Source organism: Paenibacillus sp. sgz302115, from assembly GCF_056120445.1.
Genome location: NZ_JBVYOK010000001.1, coordinates 820,435 through 839,198, shown reverse-complemented (window position 1 = coordinate 839,198; position 18,764 = coordinate 820,435). Strand labels below are relative to the sequence as shown.

Here is an 18,764-nt window from a genome sequence, read left to right as displayed (position 1 = left end):
ACCAGGCACTTCCTTTCGAGAATTAATCTTCCAATGTACAAGATTCGACATATAGCCGCAAAATTCCTGTATGAATGTGAAAAAAACTGCTTGAACATGTAGAACACCAACGCCGGGCTGTTGAGCATCGCCTGACGCTGGTGTTCTTTGTGCAAATATAAGAAAGTATAAGTTTCACACTTTACTTTATCCTTATATTTCTCGCTGAAACGGATACCTTCCTTTTATGGACGGCGTAGCCGTTTCTACTTGTGGTTCAAGCTTATTCGCGTATGGTGACCCGGGTTCCGATAGGCACAATTGCCGCCAGGGAGAGAACGTCCTCGTTGTGCATGCGGATACAGCCGTGGGAGACCATTTTGCCGATAGAGGAGGGATCATTGGTTCCATGAATGCCGTAGTGCGGTTTGGAGAGGCCCATCCAGAAGGCACCGAAAGGTCCGCCGGGATTGGGCTGTTTGTTGATGATTGTGTATTCACCTGCCGGAGTAACGGTCAGCATTTTGCCAATGCCGACGGGGAATCCTCTGATCATGGTGTTGCCATCCAGCAGATACAGCATCCGCTGCGACAAATCAACGATAATACGGTAATTGGGCATTGTTATCAGCTCTCCTTTGCTATCAGGATATGTGTGGAGTGAGATGATGTTCATAAAGGAAAAGACTGCTCTGCTTGGCAGCAGAACAGTCTTCGAAGGGGATTGGAGATATCAATGGATGTCGCGGAAAAGTCCAATGACTCTACCCAAAATGGTAACGCGGTTAAGGCGTAGCGGTTCATAAGCCGGGTTCTCCGGCTGCAGGCGGATATGATCACGTTCTTTGTAAAAGGTCTTGACTGTTGCTTCGTCTTCTTCGGTCATAGCGACAACGATATCACCGTTATCTGCTGTTTGCTGCTGGCGGACGATAACATAATCGCCGTTCATGATGCCAGCGTCAACCATACTGTCACCGAGTACTGAAAGCATAAAAACTTTGTTGTCGCCTACATAATGGCTAGGCAGTGGAAAGTAATCCTCAATATTCTCTGTAGCTGTGATCGGCACCCCGGCGGTAACCTTGCCCACTACTGGAATACGGGTAACCGTCTGGACGAATTGGTGAACATTCTCGGAGTCCTCCTGGCCGAGTAGTTCAATCGCACGTGGTTTTGTAGGGTCTCGGCGGATAAGGCCTTTCTTCTCAAGGCGGTCCAGATGGCCGTGTACGGTGGAGCTGGAGGCCAGTCCAACCGCTTCACCGATTTCCCGGACGGACGGCGGATAACCCTTGCTGCGGACTTCGTTACGTATAAATTCCAGGATCGCCAGCTGACGACTCGAAATCTTTGACATCGGAATCAACCCCATATACTATGTTTGGGAAAATTATAACATAGAACCTCCGTTCGTACAAACATAAGTTCTAAAAAATATGGAAATAACCGCACCAAAAATAAAGGGAACAATTGTTCGAAAAGGGTATTGTGCAAAACACATGTTCGTGCTATATTATTTTCGAAAGTAAGAACAAGTGTTTGGAGGTCGGTAAATATGTTAAAGTACAGCACATACCGCAGCATCTACGACGAGGTTCGCGAAGTTCATACAGCGGATAACCATTCTGCTTCTATTCATAGACTCGATATTAAGGAGCTTATCCTAGCATTGTTTACAGCATGCAAAGGGTTATTCCGCCAAGACAATTTTGTGAAGCTGGCTTTGGTTCTTCTTTTAGTTGTTTCCGGGTTTACCGTAGTCGGAAATGTTTTTGCGGGATCGGTGTCATTATTGAAGCAGGAGAAACGGGTGGTTGTCGAACCCGGGGACACTCTTTGGAGCATTGCATTGAAGAACAAGCCTGCTGATATGAAAACTGCCGTATATATAGAAGGAATCAAACGGACAAGCGGGTTGGATAACAGCAGCATCAAGGCTGGTGACGTGCTTACATTACCGGTTTATTAACTGAAATTCACACCTCATAATTCCATGCAGAGAGCTTTCAGGGAGCAGACCTTGACAAGCTCTTTTTCTCATGGCACAGTTAGAATGAATTTAAAGGGGAGGGGAACACATTGAATATTGATCAATTGGTCGCACGCATTAACGAATTGGCACGCAAGCAGAAGAGTGACGGCCTGAATGAAGAAGAGCTGGCGGAAAGAGCCAAGCTCCGTGAGATCTATCTGGGTAACATCCGCAACAACTTCCGTGCTCAGCTTGATAACATTGAAGTTGTCGATAATTAAGAGCATGAACAAGGCTACATGGCATCTATAGACTGTGCCTGTTCCTTTTCATAGATATTACAGGATGACTAGGGGGAACTTACATGGCCCGTTCTTGGGAAAGAATGGTTCAACGCAACACACAGCAGCTTAACAAGCAGCGCAAGAAGCAGGGGAAAGAGTCCATTTATGCTTCAACCAGCTCTGCCGCTGCAAAGAGCAGTGATATTTTTAAAGGCCGCAACATTGTGTTTCCTGTAGTTTTGATGCTGCTTGGGATGATGTTCTGGGTAGTTGGCTCAATAGACGAAGCCAGGGGGAGCGGTATACTGGCCAACTGGCTGGGAGTTGTGCTGTATTTCTTGCTGGCGGCACTGCTGTTCTTCCGGCGCCCTTATTTAAAGGTTGAACGCGCTAGGCTCTCCACAATCAAATTCAACCGTGAACGCTGGCTGCCGGCAGCGGATATTGAGAAGATCATCGTGACCCGCAGCGCAGTCTCCATTAAATATAAGGGTAAACGTACACAATGGGTGTTCTCCAAGCTGCTCAACCGTTATGACATTCAGGCTATGGGAGAACGTCTGGAGCAATTTGCCAAGCAGAATCATGTAGAAATCGTTAACGAGTAGAAAGATATACCAGCATAGGGAGAGGGAGAAAACAATGCCGATTTCCGCCGTACTCTTTGACCTTGACGACACATTACTCTGGGATGAACGGAGCGTTGAGGAAGCTTTCCGCACTGCCGCTGAAGCGGCGGGGGACTCCGTTAATCCGCAGGAGCTGGAGGCCGCTGTGCGCCGGGAAGCGAGAAGCCTTTACGAGTCGTATGACACATTCCCGTTCACCAAGCTGATCGGGATCAATCCTTTTGAAGCGCTGTGGGGGAATTTTACTGCCGGAGAGCAGCCGGAATTCCGCCGGATGGAGCAGCTTGCTCCCGTCTACCGCAAGGAATCGTGGCGCCGCGGCTTGGCCGCGCTTGGCATTGACGATGAAGCGCTGGCGGAAACGCTGGCTGCCCGGTTTGCCGCTGAACGCCGCAGCCGGCCGTACATGTATGAAGAAACGCTGCAGGTGCTGGATAAGCTACGCGGTAAGGTTAAGCTGCTGCTGCTCACGAATGGCTGTCCGGCGCTGCAGCAGGAGAAGCTGGACGGTGTGCCTGAGCTGATTCCTTATTTTGACCACATTGTTATTTCGGGCAGCTTCGGCAAAGGGAAACCGGACAAGAGCATCTTCATGCACGCGCTGGACCTGCTGGAAATCTCCCCTGAGCAAGGGGTGATGGTCGGCGACAAGCTGACAACGGATATTCTTGGCGGGCTTGGCGCTGGCCTGACCACCGTCTGGATTAACCGGAACGGCAAAGAACCGGACCCGGAAATTCATCCGGATTACCAGATAGGCCATCTTGCGGAGCTTCTTCCGCTGGTAGAATCTCTATAGTGAATCTTTGATTAAGCCGGGTATCCTCATGCGGGATGCCGGCTTTTTTTTCGTCCAAAATCATTATGAATAAGTGAATTGTTCGGAGTGAAGTGCCTTGTATATGACCAAACTCATGATAACAGATAAAAATGTGAGTTTTATTTCCGGAAATACGAATATTATGTGTATAATGAGCAAAGAAGCATCACGCAAGATGTCAGTATCATTATGAAACCTACCACTTAACCGGGGGGACTCCAAATGATCAACCATAAAAAGCTGGCGGCATTTTTGTTGATTGTCATTACAGTAGCGGTAGCAGGCTGTTCAGGAAATTCGGGAGCAGAGGGGGAGATGAATGCTGCGGCAAATATATCTATGGAGCCTATCAAAGTAGAGCTGAGCTGGACTCCGCAGCAGGTCTCCGCTAACCAGATGGTAACATTCGAGGCTGTGGTGACACAGGCTGGCAAGCCTGTAGATGATGCGAAAGAGGTTATCTTTGAAATCATAAATAAGCAAGACAAAAGCCGGAAATATGAGTTCACAGGCGAATCATCGGGAAATGGGAAATACAAGGCTGAAGGAACTATTGAAGAAGAAGGGGAGTTTACTGTAACCTCCCATGTAACCGCGAGAACGCAGCACTCTATGCCGAGCAAAGAGCTTTTGGTGGAGCCGTAATCATTATTTTTTAGAGACTGAGGCTGCTGCCGGCAATTACGTATAATGCAGAGAGGAAAGGAAGGCTTTTCGAATTCCTGTTATTCTGCTAAACTTACTCTAATGTTTTTCTGGGGGGATAGAAAGTGGCTAAATTCACACTTGCTGATAGCTTACAGCAGCGCATACTGATTCTTGATGGAGCAATGGGCACAATGATTCAACAGGTGCCGCTTACCGGGGAAGATTTTGGCGGAGAAGAGCTGGAAGGTTGTAATGAAATGCTGGTGCTTACGCGGCCAGAGGTGATACAGAACATTCATGAGAAATATCTTGAAGCCGGCGCCGATTTGATCGAGACCAATACCTTTGGGGCAACCTCTGTGGTGCTTGCTGAATATGACATTCCGCAGCGGGCGCGCGAGATAAATCTTGCAGCCGCCAGGCTTGCCAGAAATGCTGTGGAGAAATATGATACGCCGGAACATCCGCGCTACGTAATCGGAGCTATGGGACCAACCACGAAGACGCTCTCAGTCACTGGCGGCGTTACGTTCCAGGAGCTGGTAGAGAGCTATGAGGAGCAGGCGGTCGCGCTGATTGACGGCAAGGTGGATGCGCTGCTGCTCGAAACATCCCAGGATACGCTGAACGTAAAGGCTGGAAGCATCGGCATCCGCAATGCCTTTGAACAGACCGGTGTTACGCTCCCTGTGATGATCTCGGGGACGATTGAGCCTATGGGTACTACACTGGCTGGTCAGAACATTGAAGCCTTCTATATCTCGCTGGAGCATTTGAAGCCGATTTCCGTCGGCCTGAACTGTGCGACCGGACCGGAGTTTATGCGGGATCATATCCGGTCGCTGTCGGCAATTGCTTCGGCGGCGGTGAGCTGCTATCCGAATGCCGGACTGCCGGACGAGAACGGGAATTATCACGAGTCGCCGGATTCGCTTGCCCGCAAGCTTGCGGGTTTTGCCGAGAAGGGGTGGCTGAACATCGCCGGAGGCTGCTGCGGAACGACACCGGATCACATCCGGGCGATGGCAGAGACGCTGTCTGCCTATCCGCCGCGTGTACTGGAAGGCCAGCATCCACCCGCACTGTCGGGGATAGAGCCTGTGTATATTGAGAACGACAACCGCCCTTATATGGTGGGTGAACGTACGAATGTGCTCGGCTCACGGAAATTCAAGCGACTGATTGTTGAAGGCAAATATGAAGAAGCTTCTGAAATCGCCCGCGCCCAGGTGAAAAGTGGTGCACAGGTTATCGACGTCTGCGTGCAGGACCCTGACCGTGATGAAAGCGAAGATATGAAGCAATTCCTGGAGCTTGTGGTAAAAAAGGTCAAAGTCCCGTTGATGATTGATACCACCGATCCCCAGGTTATTGATCTGGCGCTTCAGTACTGCCAGGGCAAAGCGATAATTAACTCCATTAACCTTGAAGATGGTGAAGAAAAGTTCGAACGGGTCACTCCGTTGATTCATAAATACGGTGCAGCGATTGTTGTGGGCACTATTGACGAGTCTGGGCAGGCGATCCAAGCTTCGGACAAGCTGGAGGTGGCCAAACGCTCCTACGACCTGCTGGTGAATAAATACGGACTGGCTCCGGAGGATTTGATTTTTGACACGCTTGTATTCCCGGTAGGTACGGGAGATGAGCAGTATATCGGCTCCGCCAAAGAGACAATTGAAGGCATCCGTCTGATCAAAGAGGCCCTTCCGGGCGTGCATACCATTCTGGGGATAAGCAACGTGTCGTTCGGTCTGCCGGAGGCGGGACGCGAGGTGCTGAACTCGGTGTTCCTCTATGAATGCACCAAAGCCGGACTGGATTATGCCATTGTGAATACGGAGAAGGTGGAGCGCTATGCTTCCATTCCAGAAGAGGAACGGAAGCTTGCCGAGCAACTGATCTACAATACGAATGATGATACTTTATCCGCCTTTGTTGCTGCTTTTCGCGGTAAAAAGGTAGAGAAGAAAGAGAAAATCTCCAACCTGTCGCTGGAGGAGCGTCTGGCTTCTTATGTGGTTGAGGGGACAAAGGAAGGCTTGATCCCCGATCTGGATGAAGCTCTGACAAAATCTGGTCCGCTGGAGATTATCAATGGCCCGCTGATGGCAGGGATGTCCGAGGTTGGCAGGCTGTTCAACAACAATGAGCTAATCGTCGCTGAAGTGCTGCAAAGCGCTGAAGTGATGAAGGCGTCTGTAGGGCATCTGGAGCAGTTCATGCAGAAGGATGAAACCTCGGTGAAAGGTAAAATTATGCTGGCCACCGTTAAAGGCGATGTGCATGATATCGGTAAAAACCTTGTGGAGATTATTCTCTCCAACAATGGATATGAGATTGTTAATCTGGGTATAAAGGTACCACCGGAGAATATCATCGAAGCGTTCCGGAGGGAGAAGGCCGATGCGATCGGGCTGTCCGGTCTGCTTGTGAAATCGGCTCAGCAAATGGTGCTGACCGCTCAGGACCTCCGCAATGCGGGGATTGATGTTCCGATCCTGGTGGGCGGCGCCGCACTGACACGCAAATTTACCAAGACGCGTATCCGGCCTGAATATGATGGACTTGTGTTATATGCCAAGGATGCGATGGATGGCCTGGACATCGCGAATCGGCTGATGAATCCGGAAGAGCGGGCCAAAATCGAGGAAGAAGTGCGCCTCGAAGCGGAGACGGCTGTAGCAGTAGCTCCACAGCAGGACATGCCGGTATTGACCCGGGCGGTCCGTTCCAAAATTTCAGCAGATGCGCCGGTCTTTACGCCGCCGGATCTGGAACGCCATGTAATGCGCAACTACCCGCTTGGGCATATTATTCCTTATGTGAATATGCAGATGCTGCTGGGCCACCACCTGGGCCTTCGCGGTTCGGTTGAAGCCCAGCTTGCTGCCGGCGATCCGCGCACTGTGGAGCTGAAGGATACGGTGGATGATATTCTGCATCAGGCAATGCTGAACGGGACGATTACGCCGCATGCCATGTATCAGTTTTTCCCGGCTCAATCGCAGGGGAATGACATTCTGATATATAACCCGCAGGATACGTCCCAAATTCTGCACACCTTCACCTTTCCGCGTCAGAATGTCGAGCCTTATCTTTGCCTGTCTGACTTCCTGAAGCCGGTGGACAGCGGGATTATGGATTATGTGGGCTTCCTGGTGGTTACTGCCGGTCATGGGGTCCGTGAGCTGTCGGCAGAGCTGAAGGAGAAGGGGGATTATCTCCGTTCCCATGCTCTTCAGGCGGTGGCGCTGGAGGTAGCAGAAGGGCTTGCGGAGCGCGTCCACCATATGATGCGGGATACTTGGGGTTTCCCTGACCCGGCGGATATGACCATGAAGCAAAGACACGGTGCCCGCTACCAGGGGATTCGCGTATCCTTCGGCTATCCGGCTTGCCCGGATCTGGAGGATCAAGGACCGCTCATCAAGCTGCTCTCTCCGGAGGACATCGGCGTGCATCTTACCGAAGGCTTTATGATGGAGCCTGAAGCCTCAGTGTCGGCGATGGTCTTCGCCCATCCTGAAGCGCAGTATTTCAATGTGGAGAAGCAGTAATTGCCATAACATACACTCGTCTGCTCGGGATTATCCTTCATAACAGCGGAACCTCCCGTAACCGGGAGGTTTTTTGCTGAACCGCTTTTTACCGAAAGATGATTTTTTGTCTCAAAAAGGGTAGAATTCACTGCATGGGATTCTGACATGATCAGTTGCTGTTTGGAAAGAAGGAAGAAGGGAGGATTTCGATGGAAATATATTTTTTGGGCACGAATGCCGGGGTGCCGACGCTGCAGCGGAATGTAACTTCCGTTGTGCTCAGACTGCTTGAGGAACGGCGCAGCTTCTGGATGTTCGATTGCGGAGAAGGCACGCAGCACCAGGTACTCCGTTCTCCGCTGCGGCTTGGTAAGCTGGAAAAGCTGTTCATCACACATCTTCACGGTGATCATCTGTTTGGCTTGCCGGGTCTAATCTCCAGCCGTGCCTATCAGGGCGGTACCGCTCCGCTGACCGTCTATGGCCCGCCGGGCCTGAAAGCATACCTGGACATCTCATTGTCGGTAAGCCAGTCCCGCATTCCCTACAAGCTGGAGGTTGTTGAACATAACGGCGGACTTGTATTCGAGGATGACGGCTTTAAGGTTGAAGCAGGACTGCTGGAGCACCGGATTGACAGCTATGGCTACCGTATCACGGAGAAAGACAGCCCGGGCAACCTGAATACAGAGCTTCTGCTCAGCTACGGACTCAAACCGGGACCGCTTTACGGCAAGCTGAAAAAAGGTGAAGATATAACGACAGAGGGTGGAGTTCTTATCCGGGCAGCCGAGGTACTGAATGCGCCAAAGCGTGGCCGCATTATAACCGTTCTCGGCGACACTAGACCTTGTCCGGGTGTCTTGCCGCTTGCGCAGGACGCGGATTTGATCATCCATGAGGCGACGTTTGCCCATGATCTGGCGGACATGGCCTTTCAGTATCATCATAGCACAGCCCGTCAGGCGGCTGAACTGGCGCTCGCAGCAGGAGGACAGGAATTGCTGCTGACTCACTTCAGCTCCCGATACACCTCTCAGGAAGAGCTTATTCCGCTCCTTGAGGAGGCGCAAACCATATTCCCGAAAACTATGCTGGCCGAGGAATTTTGTGCCTTTCCGGTGCACCGGAGAACCTCTGCCAATATCCCGGGAAATGCCTTGGGGAAATGAATTATTTTCCGGGAAAGCGCAGGAACTGACAGTACTGTGCCAAAAAGAACCTGCAATGGCGGCGCTTCGCTAGCATTCGACGGAGTATGTTGAATTTTGGATGGTGTACACCATTAATTATTAATACTATTAATTATATTTATGAGAGAGTTGAGGTCGCCATGAATGATGTCGGAGGATTATTGATAGATCTGGATGGAACCTTGTATCACGGAGGGCGGATGATTCCCGGAGCCGACCACCTTATAGCCGCATTGCGCCGTGCTAAGCTTCCCTTCCTATTCGTTACGAACAACTCGTCACGGACTCCGGCAGGTGTCGCGGCACATCTGCGCGGGATGGGCATTGAAGCAAAGGCGGAGGAGGTCTGCACTTCTTCTATGGCGGCGGCCCGCTATATCGCCGAGGAATCGCCCGGTGCAACAGTGGCAATACTTGGAGAAGAGGGATTGATCCAGGCTTGCAGCGAAGCGGGCTTGACGCTGGTATCTGAAGCCCCGCAATACGTTGTGCAGGGGATTGACCGGTCTTTTACATATGAATCGCTGGCCCGGGCTTCACGCTGGATTCGTGAGGGCGCAAAGTTCGTGCTGACGAATCCCGATCTGATGCTGCCCTCCGATGACGGGGTGATGCCGGGAGCGGGCACACTCGGAGCCGCCATTGAAGCGGCAAGCGGGCGAGCGCCTGTGGTGATCGGTAAACCGGAATCCCACCTGATTACCTACGCCACAGCTCTGCTCGGCATCAAGCCAGGTGCAGCGGTTGTGGTAGGAGACAACATGCGTACGGATATTTCGGCGGGAGCACGGGCAGGCTGCCGGACGATTCTGGTGCTGACCGGACTGACGACACAGGACAATTTGGAGCATTACCAGAGAATTACCGGTGTCACCCCTGATGAAATTTGTGCTGATTTAGCTGAACTTATGGGGACGCTCGGTGTATAATGTCAAGGATGTGCTTTTACCTACATACGAAGGGACGATGTAATTATGCCGGAACTGCCGGAAATGGAGAATTACAGGAAGCTGCTCAGCCAGCATATCATAAATGTTCCAATTACAGGTGTAACCGTAAATCGTGAGAAGACGATCAACCTGGCGGCGGACGAGTTCACGAAGACCCTGATCGGCGCACGTATTGTATTTGTGGAGCGGCGGGCGAAGCATATTCTGTTCCATCTTCACGATGGCCGCAGACTGCTGCTGCATTTGATGCTGGGGGGATTGCTGTTCTACGGTGCCGAGGAAGAGCGGCCGGAGCGTACTACACAGGTAGAGCTGGCTTTTGGCGATCATATCCTCTACTTCATGGGGCTGCGGCTGGGCTATCTGCATTTGCTGTCAGTGAAGGAGAGCGAGGCGGCGATGGGCAAGCTGGGTCCTGAGCTGCTGGACCGGCGGATGAATGCAGAACGTTTTGCCGGGCTGCTGAAAAGTCGGCGGGGTTCGCTGAAAAGCCTGCTGGTGAACCAGCAGGTGATGGCTGGAATCGGCAATTGCTATGCTGACGAAATCGCTTTTGACGCCAGACTTCTGCCAACGGTACTGGTACAGAATCTCACGCCTGAAGCGGTAACCCGGCTGTACGACAGTGTCCGCAAGGTGCTGACCGAGGCGACCGAAATCGGCGGCTATATGGAAATGCCTTTTATGACTGGCGATACCGTTACCGGCACTTATAACGACCATTGCAAGGTCTACGACCGTGAAGGCGAGCCTTGTCTGCGCGGCGGGGGAACGATTGTCAAAACAGAGCTGGCCGGACGCAAAGTGTTTTATTGCCCGGATTGCCAGCATGCCGAGTAGCCCCAAAATCGGGGCGCATGTCAGCACTCGCGGCGGATTTGGGCAAGCAGCCCGGTTCGCCTGGGAGAGCGGTGCGGCATGCTTTCAATATTTTCCGAAGAACCCGCGGAGCTTGCGGCTGAAGGCGCTGGACAGACGTGATGCGGAGAGCTGTGCTGGCTTTTGCCGGGACAAGGGAATGGTGTCCATTGCTCACACTCCTTACCCCACGAATATGGCGGCAGGCACAGGCGGAGCGGCATCAAGAGCGGTTATGGTGGCTTCTTTGCGAAATGATCTTGAGCTTGCCGAGGCTTGCGGTTCGCTGGGCATTGTGGTTCATTTTGGACATTTTGACGGTATAGAGCTGTTACAGGGTTATCGAAATATTATACAATGTATGAATGATACGCTAGAGAGCTGGCAAGGACAGGCCAAGCTGCTGATTGAGAATCAGGCGGGCAATCACGGAAGTGAGGGCATGGCTCTGGAGGAACTGGTCAAGGTGCGCGAGCTAAGCCGGTTTCCTGAGAAGATTGGGTTTTGTTTAGACACCTGCCATGCCTTTGCCGCCGGAATCTGGAATCCGCAGCATACGGACGAATTTGTGCGGCGAGGAGCCCTGCTGGGCTACTGGGAGCAGCTCGCTGCTGTACATCTGAATGATTCGCAGTATGCTTTTGGATCGCGCCGTGACAGGCATGCTTCCATAGGGAAAGGACTTATCGGTGAGGCGGGGCTGAAGAGTCTGCTGCTCACGGAACCTTTTCGTAATGCGGCCATTGTCATGGAAACCGGGAAGGGGCTGGATGGCAGCCACCGGGAAGAGATTGCCCTTGTACGGAAATGGTATGAAGCGGAGGAACGGGCGTGATCAACGTTTTTATGGACGATTACAGAAAACAGCCTAAGGGATTCGTGCTGGCACGGACTACCGAAGAATGCCTGCTGCTGCTGCGCGAGTGCGAGGTTCGTATTTTGTCGCTGGATTATGACATGGGTCCTGGGGATTTCAGCGGTGGTGAGGTTGCAAGGCGGATCGTGCTGGAGGGGCTGTTCCCCCGGGAAATTTATCTGCATACGTCCAGTCACCAGGGCCGGAAGGAAATGTACGAAACCTTGTATCCCGCTATTTCGGATGCTGATCTGCTGCATAACGGGCCGCTGGACCCTGGCAGGCTGGCAGAGATTGCGGAGAGGGCGGAGCACTGATGAAGGAAATGAATCAAGCGGAGCTGCTGGAGAGGCTGGAGCAGAAGGGAGAGCCCTTGGTTGTGTTCTTCTATACTCCGCTATGCGGTACTTGTAAAGCTGCTAGGCGCATGCTAGAGGTGGCGGAGCACCTGCTGCCGGAGAATCTCCTGATTGCTGCGGGAAATGTGAACATGCTGCCTGAGCTTGTGATGGCGTACCGGATTTCCAGCGTGCCTGCACTACTTGTGGCATCCGCAGACCGCAGATCAGCTCCGGCAATCTATTATTCGATGGGCTCTGTGGAACGGGTACTGGACTACATAAGGAGTGTGATCTCATAATGATTTCTTTACAACATCTTAGCCTGCGCAGGGAGAATAGCCTGATCCTGGATGATGTGTCGCTCGAAATGAAGCAAGGCGAAAACTGGGTGATCCTCGGACGCAACGGCTCGGGCAAAACAACGCTGCTGGAAATGATGACCGGCTATTTGTTTCCAAGTAAAGGTTCGGTTGAAGTGCTGGGTTATAAATATGGTGAGTGTGATTTGCGCGAGGTGCGCAAGGAGATCGGCTATATCGGCCCCTCGCTGATGGAAAAGCTGTCGCTGAACGATCCTGTATGGGAGGTTGTAGCCACAGGGGCTTATGCGTATCTTCGCTTCTACCAGCAAATTCCCCGCACTGTACAAGAGCAGGCTCTCCGGCTGCTGGAGGATATGAATCTCGGTGAGATGGCCAATCACCCTTTTGGAACTTTGTCGCAGGGAGAGCGCAAAAAAGCCATGCTCGCCCGCTGCCTGATGGCTGAGCCGAAGCTGCTGATCCTAGACGAGCCTTGTGCCGGACTTGATCTGTATGAACGCGAGAAAATGCTTGCGGAAATCGACAAGCTGAAGCAGCGTGATGTATCCGTGGTGTACGTTACGCATCATGTGGAGGAAATTGTACCGCTCTTTACGCATGTGGCGCTGATCCGTGGCGGCAAGCTGGCCGGCTCCGGACTCAAAGAAGAAGTATTGACTAAGGAAATGATCTTGGCCACTTACGATATTCCTGCTGATATTGAATGGGATAGCGGTCGTCCCTGGATTAAAATAAGACCTGGAGGCAAAGCCATTTGAGCAATTTCATGGAAACAACCGTAGAGCAGACCACTGCTCCGGAAGCAAAAATACATTCAAGATATATCTGCACCGCCAATCACGGGTTCGCGCCGTATGCCCAGGAAGAGCTGCGCCGCCTTTTCGGGGCGGTGAAGAGTACGCTCTTGCTGCCGGGAGAGATCTTCCTGGCTACGCTGGAGGCTGAGCCGGAGGAGGTGTCGCGCGTTCTTGCGGGCCATCTGCCGATCTTTCTGCGGCATATTCAGCCGGTGCAGTTCCAGGATCAGGGTGACATGTCCGCGCTGGAAAGGCTGTCCGTCTATTTGAGCCGCCGCACTGAACTTGCGGGTGAGAAGGTGTCGCTGCATGTCCGCAAGGGCAGCAGCTCCTTCTGGCCCGACAGCCCGGGCGAGCTGCGGGAATGGCTGCAGAGGCGGCTAGAGGCGCTTGGAGCCGAATTCACCGTACAAGAGCCTGCCTGGGTGATTTCGGTCTATGCCGATGGCGATGCGCTCTATGCCGGTGTCTCCCGTCCCGAGGATAACCTGTCGAGCTGGAACGGCGGGATGATCCGGTTCCGCAAGGAGGACGGGCAGATTTCGCGGGCCAAGTTCAAGTTGATGGAAGCGGAGAAGGAATTCTCGATTCCGTTCCACAGCTTCCGGAATGCGGTGGACATCGGCGCATCCCCGGGCGGCTGGACTTCATTCCTGCTGGAACGCGGCCTCAAGGTGACTGCCGTTGATCCGGCGCTCATGCATGAGTCGCTGCGCAATAATCCGAAGCTGAAGATTCTGCGCAAAAATGCCGGGGAAGTCAAATTCCGGGACAATGAGTTTGATCTGCTGGTCTGTGATATGAGCTGGAGTCCCAAGCTGATGGCCAAGCTGGTCACCGGACTGCTGCACAGTCTGTCACCTGGCGGAACAGCCATCGTCACTGTAAAGCTGATGCACAAGAAGCCGATGGCAGTGATTAAGGAGATTATCGCCATGTTCGAGGGCGAGCGGATGCAGGTTCAGCGGGCAAAGCAGCTGTTCCATAACCGCGATGAAATAACACTTTATATGATTAAATATTAACTTAGAGGGAAAGCATCCCGTTGCTACGCTGGCGGCTATACGCCGTTTTAAGCGTGGATAACGGTGGCTTTCCCTCTTTTTTTGTGCTGACTTAAGGTGAAGAAATGGAGGAGACATAATGATTTTTGAATCAAAGCTTAGAGCCGGAGAGCTGCTTGGCGGCAGATACAGAATTGTCAGAGCTATAGGGACAGGTGGCATGAGTCGGGTGTTTCTGGCTGAAGATATGCGTCTTCAGGGCAAACACTGGGCAGTGAAGGAGAGTGTAAGTCCAGAAAGGGCTTATGGTGACATTGAGGCGGAAGCGGAGCTGCTAATCTCGCTGAGCCACCCGTTGCTGCCGCGAGTTGCCGATTTTTTTCCTCCCGATCAGGAGGGCTACTGTTATCTGGTGATGGATTATATTGAAGGTGTGACGCTGGGCCAATATATTTCGGCAAACCCGGGGCCGCTGCCGGTGAAAAGCATTCTCCGGTATGCCGGGCAGCTGCTGGAAGTGCTGCAATATTTGCACGGGCATCATCCGCCGATTGTTCACCGCGATATGAAGCCGGGAAATATTATGCTAACCGGGCGCGATGAGCTGCTGCTGATCGACTTCGGCATCGCACGCAAATTCAGAAGCGGAGCCGGTGAGGACACCGAGAAGCTGGGGACGGTTGGTTTTGCCGCCCCGGAGCAATACGGCGGGGGCCAAAGCCATCCGGTTTCGGATCTGTACGGATTAGGCGCACTTCTGCTCTATATGGCTTCCGGCGGACAACATAGCCGCTGGCAGCCGGGAATGGAGGATAAGCTGCGTTCCCTACTGCCGGACGCCTTAATTCCAGTAATACGGCGTCTGCTGCGCCAGCATCCCGAAGACAGGTACCAAAGCGCTGAAGAGGTATTGCTGGCTTTGGAGCCCATTGAAGCTGCAGTGGAGCATGCTCAGGAGAGAAGCGGTCTGAGCAGTCAGACAGTCATGGTCCGGCAAGGCAACGCAACCACAGCTGTAGCTCTGCTTGGCGTAGCTTCCGGACTGGGCACAACCCATACCTCTCTGGCTGTAAGCAGTTATCTTGCACGAAATGGGCCTACGGCTTGGGTGGACGCCAGTCCTGATATGGCGGTCTACGACCGGATTTGCAATCTGCTCGAAGCGCCAAAGGCAGCCGGGGTTGCCGGTAATTCACAAGCTCCATTAATATGGAGAGGGGTTCATTATTGGAGAAAAGCTCCAGAGGGCAATATCACAGAACTGCTGAATCGTGAGTACTCGTACGTGGTTCTCGATCTGGGGACAGTGGGGAATCCCGGTGCGCTGCAGGAATTCGCAGCCAGTGAAATCCCGCTCCTCATAGCTTCGGGCGCAGACTGGCGGCTGGAGGAAACGCTGCACTGGCTCGCTCGAAACGGGATGGCGCCGCAGCCAGGCTGGCGGATTTGTCTGCCGCTTGCCAGCCAAGCGGCGGCAGATCTGCTGGGCGCTGCCCTGGGCAGCAAGCAGGTTCACGCTCTGCCGTATCAGCAGGATCCTTTTCAGCAGAAGGGCAAGCTGATTGATACGCTTGACAAGCTATTGAAAGAACAGCTACCGGGACGGAAATATACAAAGCGTGGCGGGATTTTTCTGAAAAAATCATAAAATCAATTCCCTATTCCAGCAGGACGCTTACTTATGCTAAAATAAGTCGTTGTATGTTTGGTTCGGTATAATATAAGCAGAAGTCGGGGAAGAGCAGTGAAATGCTGCTATTCTCCGGCTTTTAACTATACGGGGGGTTCTGGAATGAGCCATAACGAAAAAGATAAAGGCGATTCTGCGCAGGAGCATGGACGGGACGGGCGCTACTCGCGCCAGGTGAGGTTCAGTCCTTTCGGGGCGGAGGGGCAGGCGGGACTTGCCCGCTCAACCGTACTTGTCGTCGGTGTAGGCGCGCTTGGTACGGGGATTGCCGAGACCTTGGCCCGCTGCGGTGTGGGCAGGATTATTCTGGCTGACCGTGATTATGTGGAATGGAGCAATCTGCAGCGCCAGCAGCTCTATACCGAGGAGGACGCCCGCCAGCGTACGCCCAAAGCTGCCGCCGCCAAGGTACGGCTTGAGCAGATTAACTCGGAGATCATGATAGAGGCACATGTTCTGGATGTACGCGCTGAAGAGCTGGAGAATCTGCTCACGGGTGTAGATCTGATTATGGATGGGACCGATAATTTTGATACCCGGCTAATCATCAACGATATGGCTCAGAAGCATGGCATCCCCTGGATTTATGGGGCTTGTGTCGGAAGCTACGGGATTACATACACAATTCTCCCGGGAGAGACCCCGTGCCTGAACTGTCTGCTAGGGGCTGTTCCACTTGGCGGGGATACCTGCGACACAGCGGGGATTCTACCGCAGGCTGTGCAACTGGTTACAGCTAACGGTACCGCTGAGGCGCTGAAGCTGCTGGGCGGACGCCGCGGACAGCTTCGGAGTAAGCTTCTGTCGTTCGATGTGTGGCGCAACGAGCATCAGGAGATTGGTGTAAAAGCCGCCAAGAAGACTGATTGCCCTTCCTGCGGGAGCCATCCGATCTATCCTTACCTGACAGCGGCGAACACAGAACGCAGTGATGTGCTGTGCGGCAGAGATACCGTACAGATCCGGCCGGCGAATCGCCGGAAGCTGAACCTGCAGGAGACGGCCAGCCGCCTCTCCAGACTGGCCGCCGGTAAGGTGGAAAGCAACCCGTACTTGGTTTCCTTCACGGAGGAACCATACCGGATGGTTATCTTTGCCGACGGGCGGGCTTTGATTCATGGAACAAATGATATTGCCGCCGCCCGCAGCTTTTACCACCGGTATTTCGGATAGCCGCTTCACATTAATTGAGCAAAGAGACCATTCCCCGGGAATGGTCTCTTTGCTTTGCGGGAACTCTATAAATGATCTGCAGCGGTGCTGCCGTTGCAAGGCTGAATTCATGCGGGGGATACATTGTGAATGAGAGAATTATCTGGTTTGCGGCCGGGCATTCCCCTGATGCCAATGAAACTGCAGAAGCGGGTAAGCGGAGAAATGAAGAGCGCTTGACTCTGGAACATGCGCTGCAAGAGCTGGGACTGCAAACGACAATGAGCGAAGATCTGGGGGATCTTCGCTCATTGCTGTCCAGTCTGGACCCTGCATTGCTGCTTACAGAACTGCACCATGCTGCAGAATGGGAAGGGTGGGGGGGAATTACCGACCTGAGAGAGCAGGGGAGAATTCTGCCGGTGATGGTGATTTCCGGCGGAGAGTACGGTGAAGAGGCTGTAGCGGCATTTGAAGCGGGTGGCAATGAGTACATGGTGAAGCCGGTACATATCGGTGAGTTCAAATGCAGAGTCGAGAATTTATTAAAACTTACAGGCCGCCGCCACGACCATTCAGCGCTGCTTAGAATAGATGGTCTGATTCTCGATCCCAGCCGCCGGCTGGTCAGCCGGGATGGAGCAGAACTGAAAATGACCCCCAAAGAGTTCGATCTGCTCTATTATCTGGCTCAAAATCTGGGGGTGATTTGTCCCCGTGACGAAATTCTAAAGCAGGTCTGGGGATATCATTTCCAAGCCGACACCAATGTGGTCGATGTGTATATCAGACATATCCGCTTGAAAGTGGACAAAGGCCATAAGAACAAATTGATTCATACAGTACGCGGTACCGGATATGTACTGCGGGCACCGGAATACGGCGCCGCACAATGATAATCACAATATGATCATCTACAACTCTTTACTATATTCCAATTACGATAAAAGAGCTGCTACAGTACCCGGCGTGCTTTCAGGAATGTTTTCGTCCAGTGGTTTGAGTTCACGTCGGAAATCGTTACACCCGGAGCACCGTAGGTGTGAAGCATTTTACCGTTACCCATGTAGACAGCTACGTGGGTTACATTATGGCCGTTTGCTCTGCTACCGCTGGAGAAAAACAACAAATCGCCTACCCGCAGGTTCGCTTTGGATACAGGTGTGCCTACTGTGGATTGCGCCGCAGAGGTGCGGGGCAGGTTGATTCCGTATTTGCCGAAAATGTATTTAGTGAAGGACGAGCAGTCAAAGGTTCTGGTTGAAGTAGTTGGAGCGCCGAACTCATAACGAACGCCCATGAATTTACTGCCTAAGTTGACAATGTTCTGTCCGGTAGAAGATGTTACAGACGCGGCAGCAGCGGGTGCTGTTCCGGCGCTGGTTGCCATCAGAGTGCTCAGGCCAATCGTGGTGCACATACCTACGACTATAGCTTGCTTAAACCATTGATGTTTTTTCATGTTGTAATACCTCCTAGGTTTTGTTGTTGAAAGTTTCTAGTGTCTTGCTCTGTTCGTAGTATAGCAGGTTATTCATGTCCTAAATTCTGGAGCAGGTGCCGCAAACCCAAGCCGGGCATGTGTTGGAAGCGTTTTATTAAAAGTTCATTAAAAGTTACAAAAAATTAATATTTACACCTCTCCAGCACTGAAAAAAGCCGGCAATCCCTTGAGTGGCAGGGGTTTACCGGCTTTCAATGTTTGAAGACAAAAGTTACAACG

General features: G+C 52.4%; 20 protein-coding genes. 17 read left to right on the top strand and 3 right to left on the bottom strand.

All coding sequences use genetic code 11. The annotated features are described in order from the left end of the window. Positions 1 to 262: 262 nt before the first annotated feature. Together AC0LWN_RS03830 and lexA are read right to left on the bottom strand one after the other, a co-directional pair. Positions 263 to 601, bottom strand: coding sequence for a L,D-transpeptidase (locus tag AC0LWN_RS03830; protein ID WP_474663280.1), 339 nt, complete (start codon positions 599 to 601; stop codon positions 263 to 265). A gap of 111 nt (positions 602 to 712) precedes the next feature. Continuing rightward, positions 713 to 1,339, bottom strand: coding sequence for a transcriptional repressor LexA (lexA, locus tag AC0LWN_RS03825; protein ID WP_028530732.1), 627 nt, complete (start codon positions 1,337 to 1,339; stop codon positions 713 to 715). Between the two features lie 198 nt (positions 1,340 to 1,537). Between lexA and AC0LWN_RS03820 the strand changes: the two genes are divergently transcribed. From AC0LWN_RS03820 to AC0LWN_RS03740, 17 genes are all read left to right on the top strand, one after another. Then, positions 1,538 to 1,951 carry a LysM peptidoglycan-binding domain-containing protein gene (locus AC0LWN_RS03820; RefSeq protein ID WP_474663279.1) on the top strand — a complete coding sequence of 138 codons (414 nt, stop codon included), beginning with the start codon at positions 1,538 to 1,540 and terminating at the stop codon, positions 1,949 to 1,951. A gap of 110 nt (positions 1,952 to 2,061) precedes the next feature. Then, positions 2,062 to 2,235 carry a DUF896 domain-containing protein gene (locus AC0LWN_RS03815; protein ID WP_458962434.1) on the top strand — a complete coding sequence of 58 codons (174 nt, stop codon included), beginning with the start codon at positions 2,062 to 2,064 and terminating at the stop codon, positions 2,233 to 2,235. Between the two features lie 83 nt (positions 2,236 to 2,318). After that, a complete protein-coding gene (locus tag AC0LWN_RS03810) occupies positions 2,319 to 2,846 on the top strand; it encodes a hypothetical protein (protein ID WP_474663278.1) in 528 nt (175 codons plus the stop codon). A gap of 34 nt (positions 2,847 to 2,880) precedes the next feature. After that, positions 2,881 to 3,666 (top strand): HAD family hydrolase, encoded by a 786-nt coding sequence (locus tag AC0LWN_RS03805; RefSeq protein WP_474663277.1) that lies wholly within the window; start codon positions 2,881 to 2,883, stop codon positions 3,664 to 3,666. A 243-nt stretch (positions 3,667 to 3,909) separates the two neighbouring features. Beyond that, positions 3,910 to 4,332: a FixH family protein gene (locus AC0LWN_RS03800; RefSeq protein WP_474663276.1), complete on the top strand. Its 423-nt coding sequence runs from the start codon at positions 3,910 to 3,912 to the stop codon at positions 4,330 to 4,332. A gap of 185 nt (positions 4,333 to 4,517) precedes the next feature. Further along, positions 4,518 to 7,895 carry a methionine synthase gene (gene metH / locus AC0LWN_RS03795; RefSeq protein ID WP_474663580.1) on the top strand — a complete coding sequence of 1,126 codons (3,378 nt, stop codon included), beginning with the start codon at positions 4,518 to 4,520 and terminating at the stop codon, positions 7,893 to 7,895. Positions 7,896 to 8,086: 191 nt separating this feature from the next. After that, complete coding sequence (gene rnz / locus AC0LWN_RS03790) at positions 8,087 to 9,049, top strand: ribonuclease Z (RefSeq protein ID WP_474663275.1); 963 nt, start codon at positions 8,087 to 8,089, stop codon at positions 9,047 to 9,049. Between the two features lie 161 nt (positions 9,050 to 9,210). Beyond that, complete coding sequence (locus AC0LWN_RS03785; RefSeq protein ID WP_474663274.1) at positions 9,211 to 9,999, top strand: HAD-IIA family hydrolase; 789 nt, start codon at positions 9,211 to 9,213, stop codon at positions 9,997 to 9,999. A 45-nt stretch (positions 10,000 to 10,044) separates the two neighbouring features. Next, positions 10,045 to 10,860, top strand: coding sequence for an Fpg/Nei family DNA glycosylase (locus AC0LWN_RS03780; protein WP_474663273.1), 816 nt, complete (start codon positions 10,045 to 10,047; stop codon positions 10,858 to 10,860). Beyond that, the gene (locus tag AC0LWN_RS03775; protein ID WP_474663579.1) at positions 10,850 to 11,713 is read left to right on the top strand and encodes a deoxyribonuclease IV; all 864 of its coding nucleotides are present in this window, start codon (positions 10,850 to 10,852) and stop codon (positions 11,711 to 11,713) included. The genes AC0LWN_RS03780 and AC0LWN_RS03775 overlap by 11 nt, the downstream gene beginning before the upstream one ends. Beyond that, complete coding sequence (locus tag AC0LWN_RS03770; protein ID WP_474663272.1) at positions 11,710 to 12,051, top strand: cyclic-phosphate processing receiver domain-containing protein; 342 nt, start codon at positions 11,710 to 11,712, stop codon at positions 12,049 to 12,051. The genes AC0LWN_RS03775 and AC0LWN_RS03770 overlap by 4 nt, the downstream gene beginning before the upstream one ends. Beyond that, positions 12,051 to 12,374: a thioredoxin family protein gene (locus AC0LWN_RS03765; RefSeq protein ID WP_458962426.1), complete on the top strand. Its 324-nt coding sequence runs from the start codon at positions 12,051 to 12,053 to the stop codon at positions 12,372 to 12,374. Before AC0LWN_RS03770 ends, AC0LWN_RS03765 begins: the two co-directional genes overlap by 1 nt. Next, positions 12,374 to 13,156 (top strand): ABC transporter ATP-binding protein, encoded by a 783-nt coding sequence (locus tag AC0LWN_RS03760; RefSeq protein WP_474663271.1) that lies wholly within the window; start codon positions 12,374 to 12,376, stop codon positions 13,154 to 13,156. The genes AC0LWN_RS03765 and AC0LWN_RS03760 overlap by 1 nt, the downstream gene beginning before the upstream one ends. 8 nt (positions 13,157 to 13,164) lie before the next feature. Further along, on the top strand, positions 13,165 to 14,220 hold the full coding sequence (locus AC0LWN_RS03755; RefSeq protein WP_474663578.1) for an SAM-dependent methyltransferase: 1,056 nt from the start codon (positions 13,165 to 13,167) through the stop codon (positions 14,218 to 14,220). A gap of 118 nt (positions 14,221 to 14,338) precedes the next feature. Continuing rightward, complete coding sequence (locus AC0LWN_RS03750; protein ID WP_474663270.1) at positions 14,339 to 15,847, top strand: serine/threonine-protein kinase; 1,509 nt, start codon at positions 14,339 to 14,341, stop codon at positions 15,845 to 15,847. Between the two features lie 144 nt (positions 15,848 to 15,991). After that, positions 15,992 to 17,062, top strand: coding sequence for a ThiF family adenylyltransferase (locus AC0LWN_RS03745; RefSeq protein WP_474663269.1), 1,071 nt, complete (start codon positions 15,992 to 15,994; stop codon positions 17,060 to 17,062). A 125-nt stretch (positions 17,063 to 17,187) separates the two neighbouring features. After that, on the top strand, positions 17,188 to 17,937 hold the full coding sequence (locus AC0LWN_RS03740) for a winged helix-turn-helix domain-containing protein (RefSeq protein ID WP_474663268.1): 750 nt from the start codon (positions 17,188 to 17,190) through the stop codon (positions 17,935 to 17,937). Positions 17,938 to 17,996: 59 nt separating this feature from the next. Here the strand turns inward: AC0LWN_RS03740 and AC0LWN_RS03735 are convergent, their stop codons facing one another. After that, entirely contained in the window at positions 17,997 to 18,503 is a 507-nt protein-coding gene (locus AC0LWN_RS03735; protein ID WP_474663267.1) for a C40 family peptidase, read from the bottom strand. Between the last annotated feature and the right edge of the window lie 261 nt (positions 18,504 to 18,764).